This is a genomic window from Bradyrhizobium ottawaense, from assembly GCF_002278135.3.
GTDB classification, from domain to species: Bacteria; Pseudomonadota; Alphaproteobacteria; order Rhizobiales; family Xanthobacteraceae; genus Bradyrhizobium; species Bradyrhizobium ottawaense.
In genome coordinates, this window is sequence record NZ_CP029425.2 from 1,151,814 (window position 1) to 1,171,601 (window position 19,788).

Below are 19,788 nucleotides of genomic sequence, written 5' to 3' on the forward strand. Positions count from 1 at the left end.
GGCACTGAGCGTGTAGCGCGAGAGGGGCCTAAACCCCTTCCTCGTTGAACTTGCTTTCAACGAGCTCGGTGATCGCCGCGAGCGCAGCTTCGGCATCCGTGCCGGCGGCGGCGACGGTGATCGTCGTGCCCGGTCCGGCGGCAAGCATCATCAGGCCCATGATCGAGGTGCCGCCAACCGTCTCGCCACCGCGCGTCACCCAGACCTGCGCATCGAAGCGCTCGACAGCCTGGACGAATTTCGCGGAGGCGCGGGCATGCAGGCCGCGCTTGTTGATGATCAGGAGGTCCTTGGAGATCGCGCCCGCGGGCACGCCTGTCCCCGCTTGTGGCGCCTCGTCGCTCATTTGCCGGCGAGCACGCGACTGGCGATGGTGACGTATTTGCGTCCCGCTTCCTGGGCCATCGCGATCGCGTCGGGCAGCGGACGCTCCTCGCGCACCTTGGCGAGCTTGACCAGCATGGGCAGGTTGATGCCCGCGAGCACTTCGACCTTGGGCCGGCTCATGCAGGATATTGCAAGGTTCGACGGCGTGCCGCCGAACATGTCGGTGAGGATCGCAACGCCGTCGCCGGAATCGACGCGGTTAACCGCCTCGATGATGTCACTTCGGCAGAGATCGGAATCATCTTCGGCACCGATCGTGATCGCTTCGATTTGCTTTTGTGGGCCCATGACATGTTCAAGCGCTGCCTTGAATTCGTCGGCAAGGCGCCCGTGGGTCACAAGTACTAGACCAATCATCGGAAAACTCCTCGCGGGCGCTTTTGGTGCACCGCACGAACGCGCCACTTTGACCATCCAGAGCCCCTGCGCAAGAGGGGATGTTGCGTATCTCCCTGAATCTAGACGGATGGATGAGGGGAGCTGCGCCGGTCTATTCGGTCGCGATAGTGGGGTTCATATGGTTACCATTTCCCTTCAAACAATCGCCTGAAGGGTTAACGGAAGATGAACTCTTGGTAGTGGTCAAGGCCGCGACAACCAGTGGGAGGGGTGAATATCCGCGGCCAACAGGGATTCGCGGTATTTCGACACCGGAAATGATGGTTTTCAGCGAATCCGTCGCAGGCAGGCGCTCGGCGTCCGCGGCATCCAGATCGACCACGAGACCGACGGTCGCATGCTCCACGAAGTCGCAGTGGCGGATCCCGAGGCCCCGGATCTCGATCAGGCCAGCCAATACCGGCGCGGGGCGGACTTCAATTTCATCGCCGACTGTCGCCAGATGGACACGGTCATCCCCAACCAGAACGGCCCTTTCGACCACGCCCGAGCGTCCGGCCATGATCAAATCGAAGGCAAGGCGCGACTTGCCCGAGCCCGAGGGACCGCGGATCAGCACCGCCCGATGTCCGACCTTGACTGCGGAGGCGTGAACGCTGGGCCCGCCGTCGTTCATAGCGCCGGCAGCCTCACCACGAAGCGCGCGCCTGCGACCGTCGGCACGCCCTCCTCATCCGGCGGGCCTGCGCGGTTCTCGGCCCAGATGCGCCCGCCATGGGCGTCGATGATCTGCTTGGAGATCGACAGGCCGAGGCCGGAGTTCTGGCCAAAACCCTGATGCGGACGGTCGGTGTAGAAGCGCTCGAAGATGCGTTCCAGCGCGTCGTCGCGAATGCCGGGGCCGTCGTCGTCGACCACGATCTCGATCTCGGAGCGCGCGCGGCGGCAGGTGAGGCGCACCTTGCTGCCGGGTTCGGAGAACGACTGCGCGTTGGACAGCAGGTTGGAGACCACTTGTCCGAGCCGTGAATCGTGGCCGGACACGGCGAAGGTGTCGGTCGGGCTGCGGCCCTCGAAGCGCGTCTCGACCGCGACGTCGTGGCCGAGCTTGGTCTCGTTGGCGACGGACACCAGCGTCGTCAGCAGGCGGCGCAAATCGACCGGGATCGCGTCCTGGCGCTGCAATTCGGCATCGAGGCGGCTGGCGTCGGAGATGTCGGAGATCAGGCGGTCGAGCCGCTTGACGTCGTGCTCGATCACCTCGAGCAGGCGCGCACGGCTGTTCTCGTTGCGCGCCAGCGGCAGTGTCTCGACCGCCGAGCGCAGCGAGGTCAGCGGGTTCTTCAATTCGTGGGCGACGTCGGCGGCGAACATCTCGATCGCCTCGATGCGGCTGTAGAGCGCGCTCGTCATGTCGCGCAGGGCGCCGGAGAGATGACCGATCTCGTCGCGGCGGCGGGTGAAATCGGGGATCTCGATGCGGGCCTTGATGCGGCGGCGGACGCGCTCGGCGCTGTCGGCAAGCCGGCGCACGGGCCCGGCGATCGTGCTCGCAAGCAGCAGCGACAGCATGATCATGACGGCGGCCGCGACGCCGCCGACTTTCAGGATGGCGAGGCGTTCGGCAGTGACCATCTGGTCGATGTCGTCACCTTGCGTCGACAGCATCAGCGCGCCGTGGATCGCGCGCGAGCGCAGCACCGGGACCGCGACCGAGACGATCACCTCGCCGCGGGCATTGACCCGCACCATCGAGCGTTTCTGGCCCTGGAGCGCATCGCCCACCTCGGCATAGCCGTTGCCGTTCTCGGGGCCGAGCTCGCGATAGAGCGGCAGGTCGCCGCGGTTCAGCCAGGTGCGCACCGCGACCATGCCGCGCTCGACGAAGCCGGGCTTCTCCGCCGGCGGCGGCAGGTCGAGGCGCAGCACGTTTTCGAGGTTGCGGCTGTCGAGCAGCAGGCTGCCGTTCGGATCGTAGATGCGGGCGCGCGTCTTGGTCGGCGAGATCAGCGTGCGCAGCACCGGCGCCACGCGCTCCGGATTGATCGGGAAGTCCAGCGGCGAGTACTCGTCCGAGCCGCCATAGGTCTCGCCCGGCTTGAGGTCGAGCAGCCGGTCGGGATCGATGGTGATGGCGTTGGTCTGCACCGTGGCGGAGGCCGCGATCGCGCCGGCGATGATCTCGGCCTGCACCAGGAGGCTCTGCGCCCGCGCGTCGATCAGTCCGGCGCGGAATTGCGACAGATACAGGATGCTCGCCACCAGCGCGACGAGGCCGGCGAGATTGAGCGAGACGATGCGGCGGGTCAGGCTGGAGAAGGACAGCGCGAAGAAGAATTGCCCGGCGCGCTTGAGCCAGTTCAGCGGTCGGAAGCCCTGCGGCTTGTCTTCGGCAAATTGCTCCGGAACGCCGTCGGATGTGATCTCCCCGGCGCTCTGGTTCTCGTCAGGCTGCGTTCGGTCAAGCAATGCTTACGCCCGCGTTAGGACAGCTCGTGGCAATGGTCCCCGCATCCTAGAGCCATCCCGGTCCCGATGAAATCAGAACCGGCGATGCTCTCAGTCTTTCGTGAAGGCGCCTCTCGCGCCTCAGGCTTCCTTGAAGCGGTAGCCGACGCCGTACAGCGTCTCGATCATCTCGAACTCGTTGTCGACCACCTTGAACTTCTTGCGCAGCCGCTTGATGTGGCTGTCGATGGTGCGGTCGTCGACATAGACCTGGTCGTCATAGGCGGCGTCCATCAGCGCGTTGCGGCTCTTCACCACGCCGGGCCGGGTCGCGAGCGCCTGCAGGATCAGGAATTCCGTGACGGTCAGCGTCACCGGCTCGTTCTTCCAGGTGCAGGTATGCCGTTCCGGATCCATGCGCAACAGGCCGCGGTCGAGCGCCTTGGCGTCGTTCTCCTTCGGCGCGACGGTCGGGTCCTTCGGCGCCGAGCGGCGCAGCACCGCCTTGACGCGCTCGACCAGGAGGCGCTGCGAGAACGGTTTGCGGATGAAATCGTCGGCGCCCATCTTGAGGCCGAACAGCTCGTCGATCTCCTCGTCCTTGGAGGTCAGGAAGATCACCGGCAGGTCGGACTTCTGCCTGAGCCGGCGCAGCGTCTCCATGCCGTCCATGCGCGGCATCTTGATGTCGAGGATGGCGAGATCGGGCTGGGTGGTGCGGAAACCGTCAAGCGCGGAAGCGCCGTCGGTGTAGGTCATGATGCGGTAGCCTTCGGCTTCCAGCGCGATCGAGACGGATGTGAGAATGTTGCGGTCGTCGTCGACCAAAGCGATTGTGGGCATGAGCCTCTGCTTTCTGCTTTCCGTTTGGGTCGTGGCTTGAAACGGCGAGCAATCCACTGATGCGCCGCATACATGGGTGCCGATGTCGGCGTTCGAACCTTGTCACCGAGCAATGCAAGCTGGGCTGAAGTGTGACCAAGTTCCACGAAACGCGGCAGATTCGCCGCATGTCGACCCATAACCAGGCCCCCGTTTACCCGAAAAAAGGCCTCCCTTGCAACCACCTGAGCCGAGAAAGCCGATGCAACCGACCCCTGATTTCGACCCCGCAAAGCTCGCCAAATCCCTGCTGCGGCGATCGCGGCAGGGGGCGCTGGCAACTCTCATGGCCGGCAGCGGCGACCCCTATTGTTCCCTGGTCAATCTGGCCAGCCATCCCGACGGTTCCCCCATCCTGCTGATCTCGGGCCTCGCCGTGCATACAAGGAACCTTCTCGCCGACAGCAGGGTCTCCCTGATGCTGGACGAGCGGGCGGCGGGCGATCCGCTGGAAGGCGCCCGGATCATGCTGTCCGGCCGGGCGGAGCAGGCTGATGCCGCGAGGGATTTGCTCCAGCGACGTTATCTCAATGCGCATCCGTCGGCGGAAGGCTTTGTTTCCTTTAAGGATTTCTCTTTTTTCCGGATCCGCCCCACGGGAACTCATCTGGTCGCCGGCTTCGGCCGGATCGTCGATCTCAAGCCCGCCCAGTTCCTCACGGACCTCTCCGGCGCCGAAGATCTGCTGGCAGCGGAGGAGGGGGCGGTCACGCATATGAATGCCGATCATCGCGACGCCATGGGCCTCTATGCGACAAAGCTCCTTGGCGCTGCCGCGGGGGACTGGCGTTGCACCGGCTGCGATCCGGAAGGCCTCGATATGCAGGACGGCCAGACCGCGCTGCGGCTGGACTTCCCGGAGCGGGTGACGGACGGCACGTCGCTGCGCAAGATGCTGGTCCGCCTCGCTGGCGAAGCGCGCATGAAGATGGACTAGAACGCAACAATTTGAACGCCGCGACCCATCGCTGCGACCCAAGACGGTCAGGTCTTAAGGCTCGCAGCGAGAGGGTTCATGGCGCGTCGTCGTTTGGCATTGGCTGCGGGTCTGGCGCTCGCGATCACCACGTCGCTTGCCACGCCCGGCCTTGCCCAGAAGAGCGATCTGTCGGCGCAGAGCGGGCGCATCAATGCGCTCCGGAGCGCCGGCAAATATTCGGAGGCGCTGCCGCTGGCGCAGGCCATGGTGGCCTCGCTCGAGAAGACCAGCAACAACCGCGACCTCGCCGCGGCGCTCAACAATCTCGGGCAGATTTACGCCGACCAGGGCCACGACGATCAGGCCGAGCCGCTCTACAAACGCGCCATCGCGCTGATGGAGAAGGGGACCGGTCAGGGCAGCGTCGAGATTGCGCCGCTCCTGAACAATCTCGCCGCGCTCTATCAGCGGCAGAGCCGCTTCACCGAAGCCGAACCGCTGTTCAAGCGTGCGCTGGCCGTTCGTGAAAAGGCGCTGTCGCGCGAGCATCCCGATGTCGGCCAGGCCCTGAACAATCTCGCCACGCTCTACGTGAAGCAGGAGCATTTTGCCGACGCCGAGCCGCTGTTTCAGCGGGCCCTCGCGATCTATCAGAAGGCCGCCGGGCCCGAGCATCCCGCGGTTGCCACCGTCCTGAACAATCTCGGCCAGGTCGATCGCGACCTCAACCGCGATGCCGATGCCGAAGCGCCGATCAAGCGCTCGCTCGCGATCCGCGAAAAGGTGCTGGGCCCGGATCATCCCGACGTGGCGCGCTCGCTCAACAATCTCGCCGGGCTCTACGAGCACCAGCAGCGCTATGCCGAGGCCGAGCCGCTCTATCGCCGCGCGCTTGCCATCCGCGAGCGGGCGCTCGGGGTGGATCATCCCGATGTCGTGACTTCGACCAGCAATCTCGCTTATTTCCTTCAGGTGTCGGGCCGCAACGCCGAGGCCTTGCCGTTTGCGCAGAAGACGCTTGCCGCCAACCGCGCGCAGCTGCGCACCGTGCTGCCGGTTCTGTTCGCTGCGCGCCAGCAAACGCTCCTGGCGAGCGACAAGGCGCTCGATGACGCGCTCGGCGCGATCCAGCGCGGCACGCAATCTTCCGCCGCCTCTGCCGTGAACAAGCTCGCGGTGCGATTGGCCGCCGGCAGCGATCGGCTCGCCGAGCTGGTGCGTCGGGATCAGGATCTCGCGGCCGAGGCCGAGGCGCTCGACAAGGCGATCATCACCGCGGTGTCGAAGCAATCGGCGCAGCGGGACGTCACGGCCGAGCAGCGCAGCCGCGCGCGGATCGTTGCGATTGCAAGCGAACGCGCGGGGCTGCAAAAGTCGCTCACGCTCGAGTTTCCCGACTACGCCTCGCTCTCCAACCCGCTGCCGCTGGCGGTGAAGGACATCCAGCCGCTGCTGTCGGCCGATGAGGCGATGGTGATCTATTCCGTCGTCGACAAGCGGAGCTACGTCATCGCGATCACGCGCGATGGCGCCGACTGGAAGGAGATCTCGCTCGGCGCGGACGCAATGGCGCGGAAAGTCTCGGCCTTCCGCAGGGGGCTGGATGTCGGCAAGGCGCGCGATGCCTCCGGCAAATCGGGCCTGTTCGATCTCGCGCTCGCCAACGAGCTCTATGTCGCGCTGCTCGGCCCGGTCGAGGCGTTGACGAAGGACAAGCGCAATCTGCTGGTCGTGCCATCGGCGGCGCTGACCGCATTGCCGTTCCATCTGCTGGTCACCGAGAAGCCGCAGGCTGCGATTCCGGACAGGCTCGACGGCTATCGCGACGCCGCCTGGCTGCTCAGGCGTCAGGCCGTCTCGGTGCTGCCGTCGGTGATCAGCCTGAAATCGCTGCGTGCCTTCGCGCGCAGGGATCAGGGCGCAAAGCCGATGACCGGCTTCGGCGATCCCGTCTTCAATCCCGCAGCCGAAGGGCCCGCCGACCGTCGCGCCGCAGGCGGCAAGGTCGCGGCGCGCAGCATTGCGACGATTGCCTATACCGATTTCTGGCGCGGCGCCGGGGTCGATCGCGCGCGGCTGGCGCAGGCGTTGCCGCAACTGCCCGATACCGCCGACGAGCTGAACGCGGTGGCAAGGGACGTCGGCGCCAATGATGCCGACATCCATCTCGGACGCGATGCCAGTGAAACGACGCTGAAGCGTGCAGCGCTTGCCCAATACGGCATCATCTATTTTGCCACCCACGGCCTCGTTGCCGGCGACGTCAAGGGACTGGGCGAGCCCTCGCTTGCATTGTCCATTCCCGATCAGCCGTCTGAGCTCGACGACGGCCTTCTGACCGCGAGCGAAGTGGCCCAGCTCAAGCTCAACGCCGATTGGGTGGTTCTGTCCGCCTGCAACACCATCGCCGGCGACAAGCCCGGGGCCGAAGCGCTGTCGGGATTGGCGCGCTCTTTCTTCTATGCCGGTGCCCGTGCGCTTCTGGTCTCGCATTGGGCCGTGGATTCGGAAGCCGCCACCCGCCTCACCACATCGACGTTCGAGTTGCTGAAGAACGAACCGAAAATCGGTCGCGCCGAAGCCTTGCGCCGCGCGATGTTAACGTTTGTCGACGACACCTCGTCACCGCGCAACGCCTACCCGGCGATGTGGGGACCGTTCGCGCTCATTGGCGAAGGCGAGGTACGATAAGCCGGCAGCCGGAATTGTGCGTCGCAAAAACCATCATCAACGCCGAATTCCGCATTTGGTTGCGCGATCATTCGTGATTTTTTGATGCAGCTGCTCAGAGCTGACATGCGCGACGTTTGGCGCGGTCCTTGAATAAACCAAATCCTGCGGGATCAGCTTGGCAACGCCAGCGTTCATCATTATTAGGTCGCCCAGCCGAGGCCGGTTGGCCTATAAATCACGGTGACCGCGATGGTGCTGAAGTTCTGGTCGCGCTGAATGTCGCGGGTTCTAGGAGGATTTTTCGTGCAAGAGACGGGCGTGCGCAACGGTGCCTTCGGCGCCGACAAGTTCGGTTTAAAGAATCTCAAGCAGGTTCACTGGAACCTCGGTGCGCCGCAACTCTATCAATACTCGCTCACTGCGGGCGAGGCGGTGCTGTCCGCTGACGGCGCACTCTGCGCCGACACCGGCGAGTTCACCGGGCGCAGCCCGAAGGACAAGTTCACGGTGCGTGACGCCACCACCGACAAGAAGATGTGGTGGGCCGGCAACCAGTCGATCACCGCAGAGCAGTTCGAGACGCTCTATCAGGACTTCCTCAAGCACGCCGAAGGCAAGAAGCTGTTCGCGCAGGATCTCTATGGTGGTGCCGACCCGGCCTACCGGATCAAGACGCGCGTCTTCACCGAGCTCGCCTGGCACTCGCTGTTCATCCGCACGCTGCTGATTCGCCCCGAGGCGATCGAGCTGCCGACCTTCGTGCCGGAGCTCACCATCATCGACATGCCGAGCTTCCGCGCCGATCCCAAACGTCACGGCTGCAAGTCGGAGAACGTCGTCGCGATCGATTTCGCCCGCAAGATCGTCCTGATCGGCGGGTCTTATTATGCCGGCGAGATGAAGAAGTCGGTCTTCACCACGCTGAACTATTATCTGCCCGAGCGCGGCGTGATGCCGATGCATTGCTCGGCCAATGTCGGCGCCAAGGGCGACGCGGCGATCTTCTTCGGCCTGTCCGGCACCGGCAAGACCACGCTGTCGGCGGATCCCAACCGCACGCTGATCGGCGACGACGAGCACGGCTGGGGCCCGAACGGCGTCTTCAACTTCGAAGGCGGCTGCTACGCCAAGTGCATCAAGCTGTCGCAGGAAGCCGAGCCCGAGATCTTCGCGGCCTCGACCCGCTTCGGCGCGGTGCTCGAGAACTGCGTGCTCGACGAAGACACCCGCGTGGTGGATTTCGACGACGGCTCCAAGACCGAGAACACGCGCTCGGCCTATCCGCTCGACTTCATCCCGAACGCCTCGCGCACCGGCCGCGCGCCGCAGCCGAAGAACGTGGTGATGCTCGCCGCCGACGCCTTCGGCGTGTTGCCGCCGATCGCCAAGCTCTCGCCGGCGCAGGCGATGTATCACTTCCTGTCCGGCTACACCGCGAAGGTCGCGGGCACCGAGCGCGGTCTCGGCAACGAGCCGCAGCCGGAGTTCTCGACCTGCTTCGGCTCGCCCTTCCTGCCGCTCGACCCCAGCGTCTACGGCAACATGCTGCGCGACCTCATCGCCCAGCACAGTGTCGATTGCTGGCTGGTCAATACGGGCTGGACCGGCGGCAAGTATGGTGTCGGCTCGCGCATGCCGATCAAGGTGACGCGTGCGCTGCTCACCGCCGCGCTCGACGGGTCGCTTCGCAACGTCGAATTCCGCACCGACAAGTACTTCGGCTTCGCGGTCCCGACCGCGCTGCCCGGCGTGCCGGCCGAGATCCTCAACCCGGTCAACACCTGGAAGGACAAGGACGAGTTCGACAAGACCGCCCGCGCGCTGGTCGGCATGTTCCAGAAGAACTTTGCCAAGTTCGAAGCCCAGGTGGACGCCGAGGTGCGCGCCGCCGCGCCGGACGTGAAGCTCGCGGCGGAGTAAGTTCTCGCAAGATGTGATTGACGTGAAAGGGCGGCTTGATCAGCCGCCCTTTCTTTTGCGGCCTGAGCATCGTCAGGCTGCCTAGCCTGTGCATTGCTTGCGATATTCTGCGGGAGTCGCACTCATATGCCTGCGAAAGATCCGGTTGAGATGGCTCTGGTCGGAGAATCCGCTCAACAGGGCGATCTCCTTCAGTGCAAGCCGGTCCTTGCGCAGATGTTCGCAGGCGCGCTTCACCTTGCGGGTGAGGACGTAGGCGTGCGGGCGCATGCCATAATGCACCTGAAACTTGCGGGTGAACTGCACCGGCGTGCAGTTGCAGATGTTGGCCAGTTCGTCGAGCGTGATATTCCGGAAGATGTTCTGCTCGATATAGTCCTCGATCATCCGCGCATGCGCCGGCCTGAAGCGCCCTTGCGCACAGGGCAGCTTGAACTGCACTGAGGCATATTTTCGCAGGATGTGGACGCTCGCCTGAAGTGCCATGGCGTCGTAGCAGAGCCGGCCGCCCGGACCGCCTGCGGAAACCTCCTGCACCATCTGGTCAGCAATCCAGGTCAGGACCGGATCCTCGATCCTGAGCAGATCATGAAGCTCGACGCTTTCGGTATCCCGGTCAAAAGCCTCGCTTGCGGTCTTCGCCATGAGACTAGGCGAGATGTAGAAATGACTGACTTCGAGGTCATGGCACCATCGCCAGTTCGAAGCTTCCGCGCGCGTCAGCAGCGTCGTGACGCCGCGGCCGACATGATCCTGCTTCCAGGATCCGGTCACGCGGCGTTTCATCGCCGTGGTGCCTTCGCGATAAATTACGATCAGAAAGTTATCGGACGGCGGCACCCAGATATCGGATGGCGCATAGCGGAACACGCGCAGCCGAAAATCGGCTTTTCCCACCGCCGAACTGTCCAGCATCATTTCGCCGGGAGCATAGCGTGGCAGCTCCTCGACCGTGATGAACTGCCCCATCGCGCGAGCCTCCTCCCTGGAGTTTTGGCGGGTCGACTGCTTGTTGTTCTCATTGGCCGATCGGCAAGGCAGCAGCATAGGCCGGATTTGCCATTTGCCAAGCGAGCTCGGGCGAGGTCGGCGCCGGCCTCCGGCTTCATTCAAAGGATTGTCGGTTTTGTTCAAGCCGGGAACGCAGCCCGCCTCATAGCCTCCCTCGCGTTCCGGGCAAGTGCGGAAGAACGGTGAAAAGCCGCAAGCGCTCGCGGGACCGACAATTGACGCGATGCACGACCATCCGATCACACGACGGGTGAGGAAGGCCGCGCGCTCTGGGAAGAGCCAGGAGGGAAAAATGGCAGAAACGGCGACCAAACCCAATGGAAGCAATGGCGCGCATGTAACGGCGAAATTCGACGCGGTGGTTGTTGGAGCCGGCGTCGCCGGGCTCTATCAGCTCTACCGTTTGCGCGAACAGGGAGTGAAGGTCAGGGCCATTGACGCGGGCGCAGGCGTGGGCGGCACCTGGTATTGGAATCGCTATCCCGGCGCCCGCTTCGATTCAGAGAGCCACATCTACCAGTATCTGTTCTCCGAGGAGCTCTACAAGGGATGGAGCTGGAGCGAGAAATTCCCCGGCCAGCCGGAAATCGAGCGCTGGCTCAACTACATCGCCGACCGCCTCGATCTGCGCAAGGACATCCAGTTCGGGACGATCGTCAAAAGCGCCCATTTCAACGAAGCCACACAGCGCTGGCTGGTCACGACCGACAGGGGTGACGTGATCGACACCCAGTTTCTGATCACCTGTTGCGGCATGCTCTCCGCCCCGCACGTATCGTTTCCGGGACAGGAGACGTTCAAGGGGCAGCTGTTCCACACGGCGCGCTGGCCCAAGGAGCCGGTCGAATTCGGCGGCAAGCGCGTCGGCGTTATCGGCAACGGCGCAACCGGCATCCAGGTCATCCAGACGATCGCCGGCGAGGTCGGTCATCTGAAAGTCTTTGTTCGCACGCCGCAATACATGATTCCGATGAAGAATCCCAAGTACAGCGAGGAAGATGCGGAGGCCTACAAGTCGAAATTCCAGCATCTCACGGAGCGCCTGCCGCGTACCTTCACCGGATTCGAATATGATTTCGAGCACGCCTGGGCCGGCCTGACGCCGGAGCGGCGCCGGGAGGTGATCGAGGATTGCTGGAACGACGGCTCCCTGAAGCTTTGGATATCGTCCTTCGCCGAGTTGTTCTTCGACGCCGAGGTCAACGCCGAAATCTCGGGCTTCGTGCGCGAGAAGATGCGCGAGCGACTGAAGGATCCAAAGCTGTGCGATGCCTTGATTCCGGCCGACTACGGTTTCGGGACGCATCGGGTGCCACTGGAGCAGAACTTCCTCGAAGCCTTCCATCGCCCCAATGTCGAGATCGTCAGCGTCAAGGCCAATCCGATCGAACGCGTGACACCCACGGGTATCCAGACCGCGGACGGGACGATCCACGAGCTCGACGTCATCGTTCTGGCGACTGGATTCGACGCCGGAACCGGCGCGTTGACGCGCATCGATATCAGGGGCCGCGGTGGGCGGTCGCTGAAGGAGGATTGGAGCAAGGATATCCGCACCACGATGGGCCTGCAGGTTCACGGCTATCCGAACCTGTTCACGACTGCGGTGCCGCTGGCTCCGTCGGCTGCGCTCTGCAACATGACCACCTGTCTCCAGCAGCAGGTCGAATGGATCGACGATTGCATCAGGTTCGTGCGTACGAAGAACCTGAAGGTGGTTGAGCCGACCAAGGATGCCGAAGACGGATGGGTGGCGCATCACGATGAGATCGCCAATGCGACGCTGATCGCGAAGACCAATTCCTGGTACCTGGGCTCGAACGTCGAAGGCAAACCGCGCCGCGTTCTGTCCTATTGCGGGGGCGTCGGCGCCTATCGGCAGAAATGCAACGAGGTCGCTGCCAGCGGCTACCAGGGTTTTACCATGAATTGAGTGCTCGCGAGGCGCTGCATCGACGGAATTCATCCAATACAAACGGGAGGACAAAAATGAGCACGAATTTCGGTGCCGCCGCAGACGCCGTTCTCGGCGGCGTCGTCACATCCACGCCGCGTGTGCCTGGCGTCGTCGCGATGGTGACGAACCGCGATCGCAACATCTACGAAGGCGCAGCGGGGAAAAGGCGTGTCGACCAGCCAGCCGAGATGACGACCGACAGCATCTTCGCCATCTTCTCCACGACCAAGGCGGTCACCGGCACGGCCGTGCTGCAACTCGTCGAAGAGGGCAAGCTCGATCTCGACGCACCGGCCAAGCGCTACGCTCCGGACATCGGCAAGCTCCAGGTCATCGAGGGCTTTGATGCCGCGGGTGAGCCGATGCTGCGGGCGCCCAAGCGGGACATCACCACGCGGATGCTGATGACGCATACCGCCGGTCTCAGCTACGACTTCATCAACCACACCTACAACCGCCTGGCCGAGGAGAAGGGGCAGCCCAGCGTCATCACCGCTTCCAAAGCCTGCCTGATGACGCCGCTGCTGTTCGATCCGGGCGAGCGTTGGGACTACGGCACCAATCTCGACTGGTGCGGCCAAATCGTCGAGGCCATCGCCGGGCGCCGGCTTGGAGAGGTTTTCAATACGCGCATCTTCGAGCCGCTCGGAATCAAGAGCATGACCTTCGAGCTGACCGACGCCATGCGCAGCAAACTGGCGGGGATCCACGCGCGCGGCGCCGACGGCTCGTTGACGCCGATGGATTTCGAGCTCCCCGCCAAGCCTGAAGTGCATATGGGCGGCCACGGCCTTTACGGCACGGTCGGCGATTACATGCGTTTCATCCGGATGTGGTTGAATGACGGTGCCGGCGAGCATGGCCGCGTGCTGAAGGCGGAGACCGTGCGCATGGCGGAGAAGAATCATCTCGGAGACAAGAAGGTGACACCGATCACCGGCGTCATCCCGGCGCTGTGCAATGATGCCGAGTTCTTCCCGGGCCAGCCAAAGTCCTGGGCGCTCTCGTTCATGATCAACGACCAGGAAGCACCCACCGGGCGTCCCGCCGGCGCCCTCGGCTGGGCGGGCCTTGCCAATCTGTTCTATTGGATCGACCGGCAGAACGGGTTCGGCGGGTTCTGGGCCACGCAGATTCTTCCGTTCGGCGATCCAACGTCGTTCATCGGTTACATGAATTTCGAGACGGCGTTTTATCAGAGCCTGAGGCAGCGAATGGCGGGTTAGGAACCCCGGCAAGAACGGGACGAGGGGTGGCGAGAGCTCACGCCTTGAAATACGCGATCTGTGTCGAGGTCGCGAGCAGCCTTCCGTTCGGCGACCACAGCTCGGCGTTCTGGTCGGCGTAGCTCTTGTGCATGATCTTCGAATCGGCGGTGGCCAGCACGCGCGTGATGTCCTCAGCCGCGAGCTCGTCGCTGTCGGTGTGGAAATAGGTCGTCAGCGACACCGTGCCGAACGGCACCAGCTCGCGCCGAGCGTGGAAGATGCGGCCGAAGAAGGCGTCCGACATCGACATCAGCGACAGCATGTCGAGCTTGCGCGGCGCGCGGTCGCTGATCCAGATTTTCGAATAGGTGCTGGCGGGCGCGGCCTGCTGCGGGCCGATCCGCATCTCGCCCTCGACGAAGCGAAACTCGTACTGGTTGGCCCAGGACGCCGCGATCTTCGGGAACGGCAGCGTCGCTTCGAACGGCTTTGCATCGGGATATTGCGCCACCCGGTGCTCCCAGGACGGCCGGCGCTCGGCGAACACCGCGGTGGCGAGTGTCGCGACCTCGCCGCCGCCTTGGCTGAGCTCGACGCTCCAGTGCTGGCTGGAGCGGTTGGCCTTCACCAGCCGCACGTCGAGATCGAACGGCCCCTTGGCGATCGGCGCGCAATAATTGACCGTGAGGGCGAGCGGATCGCCGGCGCGTTCCGGATGGTCGATCAGCGCGCGCAGAATGGTCGCGGCGGTGGCGCCGCCGAACGGGCCGACGAAGGCCCAATAATCGTCGCTGGTGTGCCCCTGCCAGCTGGAGTCGCCGGCGGTGACGCGGGTGGCGTCGTCGAAGGGGTGCGGGAGCTTGGCGTGCATGTGTGTTTCCGTCTGTCATTCCGGGGCGATGCGACGGGACCGCGTAGCGCGGCCCAGAGCATCGAACCCGGAAGCTCGAGATTCCGGGTTCGGCTCTGCGAGCCGCCCCGGAATGACGGTCGTCATATCACAGCCATTGCCCGGATGCGCAATTACGTATCGAGTAACCGCGCTTCCACGCCGCGGAAAAATCAGCCCGCGGCGTCGCGCAGGTTCGGCAGCAGCGGCGTGGTCGGATTGACCGGCACGTTCCAGATCTCCTCGGCGTATTCGCGGATGGTGCGATCCGAGGAGAACCAGGCCATGCGCGCGACGTTGAGGATGGAGGCGCGGGTCCAGGCCGGCGAGACCAGCCAGCGCGCATCGACGCTGCGCTGCGCCTCGTAATAGGAATCGAAATCGGCGCTGACCATGTAATGGTCGAGATAGCGCAGCGCGTGCGCGATCGACTCGAAACGTCCGGGGTCGCCGGGCGAGAACTCGCCGGTGCCGATCGCATTGATGGCGCGCTGCAGTTTCGGCGAATTGAGGATCAGGTCGGAGGCGTCCAGCCCCTGCTTGCGCCGGATCATCACGTCGCCGGCCTCCATGCCGAAGATCGCGATGTTCTCGGCGCCGACATGGTCGCGGATCTCGATATTGGCGCCGTCGAGCGTGCCGATGGTGATGGCGCCGTTCAGCGCCAGCTTCATGTTGCCGGTGCCGGACGCTTCCATGCCCGCGGTCGAGATCTGCTCGGACAGGTCGGCCGCGGGAATGATCACTTCGGCGAGGCTGACATTGTAATCGGGCAGGAACACCACCTTGAGCTTGCCGCCGATCGTGGGGTCGTTGTTCACGACCTCCGCGACGTCGTTGATCAGCTTGATGATCAGTTTTGCGTAGCGGTAGCTCGCGGCAGCCTTGCCGGCGAAGATCTTCACCCGCGGCACCCAATTGCCGGTTGGATCGTCCTTGATCGCCTGGTACAGCGCGACGGTCTCGATGACATTGAGGAGCTGGCGCTTGTATTCGTGGATGCGCTTGATCTGCACGTCGAACAGCGCGGTCGGGTCGACCTTGATGCCGAGCCGTTCGCCGATCAGGCGCGCCAGCGCGGTCTTGTTGTGAAGCTTGACGCTGCGGAACTTCTTCTGGAATTCGACGTCGCTGGCGCGCGCTTCGATCAGCGAGAGCTGGGTCGGATCGTCGAGCACCGCCTCGCCGCAGGTCTCGCGCAACAGATCGGTCAGCTTCGGGTTCGCCAGCATCAGCCAGCGGCGGAAGGTGATGCCGTTGGTCTTGTTGGTGATGCGGCCGGGATAGAGATGGTTGAGGTCGTGGAACACGGTCTCACGCATCAGGTCCGAATGCATGCCCGAGACGCCGTTGATGCGGTGCGAGCCGACGAAGGCGAGCTGGCCCATGCGCACGCGGCGCCCGCTCTTCTCGTCGATCAGCGAGACCGAGGCGCGGAAGTCGATGTCGCCGGGGCAGCGCGCTTCGGCCAGCGCCAGATGCTGCACGTTGATGCGGTAGATGATCTCGAGATGCCGCGGCAGCAGCCGCTCGAACAGCTCGACCGGCCAGGTCTCCAGCGCCTCGGGCAGCAGCGTGTGGTTGGTGTAGGAGAGGGTGGCGACCGTGATCTTCCAGGCCTCGTCCCAGCGGAAATTGTGCAGATCGACGAGGATCCGCATCAGCTCGGTGACGGCGAGGCTCGGATGGGTGTCGTTGAGCTGCACCGCGACCTTGGACGACAGGCTGCGCAGCTGGCCGTCGGACGCAAGGTGTCGCTTGACGAGATCCTGAAGCGAGGCCGAGACGAAGAAATATTCCTGGCGCAGGCGCAGCTCGCGGCCTGCCGGGCTCTCGTCGTTCGGATAGAGGAATTTGCAGATCGCTTCCGCGCGCGACTGCTCGGCGGTGGCGCTGACATAGTCGCCCTTGTTGAAGGCATCGAGCTTCAACGGATCGGGCGAACGGGCCGACCACAGGCGGAGCGCGTTGACGTGCTGGCCCCGCCAGCCGACGATCGGCGTGTCATAGGCGATCGCCTGCACGGTCTCGCCCGGATGCCAGATCGCGCGGTCGCGGCCCTTGTCGTCGACATGCTCGACGCCGCCGCCGAAATTGATGTCGTAGATCACTTCGGGCCGCTGCAATTCCCAGGGATTGCCGAAGCTCAGCCATTCGTCGGGATATTCCTGCTGCCAGCCCTGGTTGATGATCTGGCGGAACAGGCCGTAATCATAGCGGATGCCGTAGCCGATCGCGGGGATCGACAGCGTCGCCATGCTCTCCATGAAGCAGGCGGCGAGGCGCCCGAGGCCGCCATTGCCGAGCGCGGCGTCCGGCTCGCATTTGCGCAGCTCAGGCAGGGAGACACCGAGATCGCCGAGCGCGACCTCGAAGATCTTGAGCAGGCCCATGTTGTTGAGCGCATCGGTGAAGAGACGGCCGATCAGGAATTCGAGCGAGAGATAATAGACGCGCTTGCGGCCCGCATCGTAGCTGTGCTTCTCGGCCGTGAGCCAGCGATGCACGACGCGGTCGCGCAGCGCCAGCGCCGCGGCCTGGTACCAGTCGTGCCTGGTCGCCATGCCCGCATCCTTGCCGATGGCAAGGCGCAGCTTCGCCAGGATCGCGCCCTTGATCTCAGCCAGCGCGAGCTCGTCGATCGGCTGGCCGGGGGCGGGAAAACTGGGCTGGAACGATTGATCTTGCAAAGCCGTCACTTCCTGGTCGAACACACTACTAACCCTACGCGTCTTGCCCCTGCACCGGAACTGTCGCCGATGCGGCCTTGCACTGCGCTGGCGTAAATTTATGCAAGGAACGGGCCGATTTGGGAACCCGGGCGAGCACGGAGAAACCGGGATTCAGTGCTAGATTGCGGATCAATTCAGCCATCAGTGTGGAGAACATTCCCATGAGACTGCTGACGCGACTGCTGATCGAAATCGCCGCGGCGGCCCTGCTCGTCGTCTGCATCAGCACCCTCAGTGCCGCGTTTGCCGCCGGCAAGCCCGGTCGCAGCGCCGACGGCCTGACCTGCGGTTTCACGGTCCCGCAGAATGCCTCGCCCGCGGCCCGCTGCGCCGCCATCAAGCGCCAATGCGGCGGCAAGTTTTACGCGAATGCGTGCGGCGACAGGCTGATGTCCGCGGTGAATTGAGAGGCGGGCCGCAACGCTCGCGAATCTGGGCCGCCTTCAAGCCGCTTTGGCCTGCACCGCATCGCAAAACTCGGCGAGACGATCCGCAAGCCGCAGCGTTGCCGGGCTCGCATCGGGCGAGGCCATCAGCGCGACCTCGGTCTTGTTGATCGGCGCAAAACCGTCCTTCGCCGTCAGCACGCGGTGGTCGGACTGGATCGACATTTCCGACAAGATGCTGAGGCCCATGCCGGCGGCGACCGCGGCCTGGATGCCGGAGAGGCTCGATGAGGAATAGGCCATGTGCCAGGCGCGGCCGACGCTTTCCAGCGCGTGGATGGCGCCGGCACGATAGAGGCAGCCGGTCGGAAAACCGATCAGCGGCACGGATGCGGCATGGACATCGACCGGATGGCCCTTGCTGGTGACCCAGTGCACGCGCTCCGGCCAAACCGCGATGGCGCCTTTCTCGCCGGCCGCACGCTTGAATAGCGCCACGTCTAGCTCGCCGCGTTCGAGATCGCGCGCCAGATGCTTGCTCTGGTCGGCGCGCACGTCGAGCCGCAGGCCCGGATGCGAGCGCGAGAACGCGCCCAGTAATTTGGTCAGCCGGTACGCCGCGAAATCTTCGGGGATGCCGAGCCGGATCGCGCCTTCGCCGTCCGGCTGGCGCAGCACGTCGCGCGCCTCCTCGGCGAGCGAGAGCAAACGCCGCGCGTAAGAGAGCAGCCGCTCGCCGGCCTCGGTCGGGCGCACATTCTTGCCGTCGCGGTGCAGGAGCACCTGGCCGATATCGTCCTCCAGCCGCTTGATCTGCTGGCTGACGGTCGACTGCGTGCGATGGACGCGCTCGCCGGCGCGGGTGAAGCCGCCGGCCTCGACCACCGAGACGAAGCTGCGCAGCAGCTCGAGATCGAGCATGGCCGCCTCCATTCGAAAATCCACTGATAGCGAGTTAATCATTTAATTTCCAAATGACAAGCGGGCTCCCTAGATCGAGGCTCAGGAGAATGCCCCCATGTCGCTCGCCCCCTCGATTCCCGTTCCGCGCAGCCGCTTCAACACGCTGCCGCTGGCCATCGGCCTGTTCTGCCTGCTCTGGAGCTACGCCTTCGTCGCCGGCAAGATCGGCGTCACCCATTGCCCGCCGCTGATCCTGCTCGCCGCGCGCTTCTCGCTCGCCGGCATTTTGATCCTGGGCGCCACGCTGATCCGCGGCGACAGCTGGTCGTTAACCTGGCGCGATGCGGCGATCTTCGCCGTACTTGGGATTGCCAACAACGCGCTCTATCTCGGGCTCGGCTACACCGGCCTGCAATCGGTCTCCGCCGGCCTCGGCGGCCTGATCGTCTCGGCCAATCCGGTCTTTACCGCGGCGCTCGCTGCCCTGCTGCTCGGGGAAGGCATGACCTGGCGCAAGGCCGGCGGCCTGCTGCTCGGCATCACCGGCGTGACCCTGATCGTCTGGCATCGCCTGTCGGTCGGCACGGATTCCCTGCATGGCATCGTCTTCACGCTGGCTTCGCTCGCCTCGCTCGTTGCCGGCACCATCCTGTTCAAGCTGCTCGCGCCGAAGGGATCCTTGTGGATCGGCAACGGCGTGCAGAACCTTGCCGCCGGCATCGTGCTGACGCCGGTCGCGTTCACCTTCGCCGACGTGCATGCGATCGATGTCACGCCGAGCCTGCTCGGCGCCTTCGCCTTCCTCGTGCTGGGGGGCTCCATCCTCGCCTATTGGCTCTGGTTTCATCTCCTGAAAGTGTGCGGCGCCACCGCCGCCAGCGCCTATCATTTCCTGATGCCGCCGCTCGGCATGCTGTTCGCGTATCTCGTGCTCGGCGAGCACGTCGAGGCGCGCGATCTGCTCGGGATCATTCCAGTCGCGCTCGGCATCTATCTGGTGACGCGGCCGGCGAAGGCGGCCGCCTAGAAGCTGTCATTCCGGGGCGAGGCGAAGCCTCGAGCCCGGAATCCATCGGGCACCAACTCCGCGGATGAATGGATTCTCAGGTGCGCAATTGCGCACCGGAGCTCGCG

16 protein-coding genes are annotated in these 19,788 nt (G+C 64.4%); 7 read left to right on the plus strand and 9 right to left on the minus strand.

Annotation, left to right across the window (positions count from 1 at the left end; translation table 11 throughout):
* Nucleotides 1–28: 28 nt before the first annotated feature.
* From CIT37_RS05500 to CIT37_RS05520, 5 genes are all read right to left on the minus strand, one after another.
* On the minus strand, nt 29–346 hold the full coding sequence (locus tag CIT37_RS05500; RefSeq protein WP_028139808.1) for an HPr family phosphocarrier protein: 318 nt from the start codon (nt 344–346) through the stop codon (nt 29–31).
* Nucleotides 343–744: a PTS sugar transporter subunit IIA gene (locus CIT37_RS05505; protein ID WP_007597752.1), complete on the minus strand. Its 402-nt coding sequence runs from the start codon at nt 742–744 to the stop codon at nt 343–345. Before CIT37_RS05505 ends, CIT37_RS05500 begins: the two co-directional genes overlap by 4 nt.
* A gap of 133 nt (nt 745–877) precedes the next feature.
* Nucleotides 878–1,402: an HPr kinase/phosphorylase gene (locus CIT37_RS05510; protein WP_038973661.1), complete on the minus strand. Its 525-nt coding sequence runs from the start codon at nt 1,400–1,402 to the stop codon at nt 878–880.
* Complete coding sequence (locus CIT37_RS05515; RefSeq protein WP_028139810.1) at nt 1,399–3,195, minus strand: sensor histidine kinase; 1,797 nt, start codon at nt 3,193–3,195, stop codon at nt 1,399–1,401. Before CIT37_RS05515 ends, CIT37_RS05510 begins: the two co-directional genes overlap by 4 nt.
* A gap of 120 nt (nt 3,196–3,315) precedes the next feature.
* On the minus strand, nt 3,316–4,017 hold the full coding sequence (locus CIT37_RS05520; RefSeq protein WP_008542552.1) for a response regulator transcription factor: 702 nt from the start codon (nt 4,015–4,017) through the stop codon (nt 3,316–3,318).
* A gap of 241 nt (nt 4,018–4,258) precedes the next feature.
* Between CIT37_RS05520 and CIT37_RS05525 the strand changes: the two genes are divergently transcribed.
* The 3 genes from CIT37_RS05525 to CIT37_RS05535 all read left to right on the plus strand — a co-directional run bounded on the left by CIT37_RS05525 (nt 4,259) and on the right by CIT37_RS05535 (nt 9,568).
* Nucleotides 4,259–4,993 (plus strand): HugZ family pyridoxamine 5'-phosphate oxidase, encoded by a 735-nt coding sequence (locus tag CIT37_RS05525; protein ID WP_095425102.1) that lies wholly within the window; start codon nt 4,259–4,261, stop codon nt 4,991–4,993.
* 78 nt (nt 4,994–5,071) lie between these two features.
* Entirely contained in the window at nt 5,072–7,666 is a 2,595-nt protein-coding gene (locus tag CIT37_RS05530) for a CHAT domain-containing tetratricopeptide repeat protein (protein WP_095425103.1), read from the plus strand.
* Between the two features lie 285 nt (nt 7,667–7,951).
* A complete protein-coding gene (locus CIT37_RS05535; protein WP_095425104.1) occupies nt 7,952–9,568 on the plus strand; it encodes a phosphoenolpyruvate carboxykinase in 1,617 nt (538 codons plus the stop codon).
* Between the two features lie 81 nt (nt 9,569–9,649).
* Here the strand turns inward: CIT37_RS05535 and CIT37_RS05540 are convergent, their stop codons facing one another.
* Entirely contained in the window at nt 9,650–10,897 is a 1,248-nt protein-coding gene (locus tag CIT37_RS05540) for a helix-turn-helix domain-containing protein (RefSeq protein WP_244611365.1), read from the minus strand.
* Between CIT37_RS05540 and CIT37_RS05545 the strand changes: the two genes are divergently transcribed.
* Complete coding sequence (locus CIT37_RS05545) at nt 10,872–12,512, plus strand: flavin-containing monooxygenase (protein WP_095425117.1); 1,641 nt, start codon at nt 10,872–10,874, stop codon at nt 12,510–12,512. The two genes, CIT37_RS05540 and CIT37_RS05545, sit on opposite strands and share 26 nt — an antisense overlap.
* A 56-nt stretch (nt 12,513–12,568) precedes the next feature.
* A complete protein-coding gene (gene acmB, locus CIT37_RS05550; RefSeq protein WP_095425105.1) occupies nt 12,569–13,762 on the plus strand; it encodes a methyl acetate hydrolase AcmB in 1,194 nt (397 codons plus the stop codon).
* A gap of 37 nt (nt 13,763–13,799) precedes the next feature.
* Here acmB and CIT37_RS05555 read toward each other — a convergent pair whose 3' ends face one another.
* Together CIT37_RS05555 and CIT37_RS05560 are read right to left on the minus strand one after the other, a co-directional pair.
* Entirely contained in the window at nt 13,800–14,615 is an 816-nt protein-coding gene (locus CIT37_RS05555; RefSeq protein WP_095425106.1) for an acyl-CoA thioesterase, read from the minus strand.
* 191 nt (nt 14,616–14,806) lie between these two features.
* Nucleotides 14,807–17,323: a glycogen/starch/alpha-glucan phosphorylase gene (locus CIT37_RS05560; RefSeq protein ID WP_028139817.1), complete on the minus strand. Its 2,517-nt coding sequence runs from the start codon at nt 17,321–17,323 to the stop codon at nt 14,807–14,809.
* A 203-nt stretch (nt 17,324–17,526) separates the two neighbouring features.
* Between CIT37_RS05560 and CIT37_RS05565 the strand changes: the two genes are divergently transcribed.
* Nucleotides 17,527–17,772, plus strand: coding sequence for a hypothetical protein (locus CIT37_RS05565; protein WP_028139818.1), 246 nt, complete (start codon nt 17,527–17,529; stop codon nt 17,770–17,772).
* A 36-nt stretch (nt 17,773–17,808) separates the two neighbouring features.
* On the opposite strand, the gene CIT37_RS05570 is transcribed toward CIT37_RS05565, so the two are convergent.
* Nucleotides 17,809–18,672, minus strand: a complete 864-nt coding sequence (locus CIT37_RS05570) for a LysR family transcriptional regulator (protein ID WP_028139819.1) — start codon at nt 18,670–18,672, stop codon at nt 17,809–17,811.
* A 97-nt stretch (nt 18,673–18,769) separates the two neighbouring features.
* Here CIT37_RS05570 and CIT37_RS05575 point away from each other — a divergent pair, with 97 nt between their 5' ends.
* Complete coding sequence (locus tag CIT37_RS05575; RefSeq protein ID WP_028139820.1) at nt 18,770–19,681, plus strand: DMT family transporter; 912 nt, start codon at nt 18,770–18,772, stop codon at nt 19,679–19,681.
* The last annotated feature ends 107 nt before the right edge of the window (nt 19,682–19,788 follow it).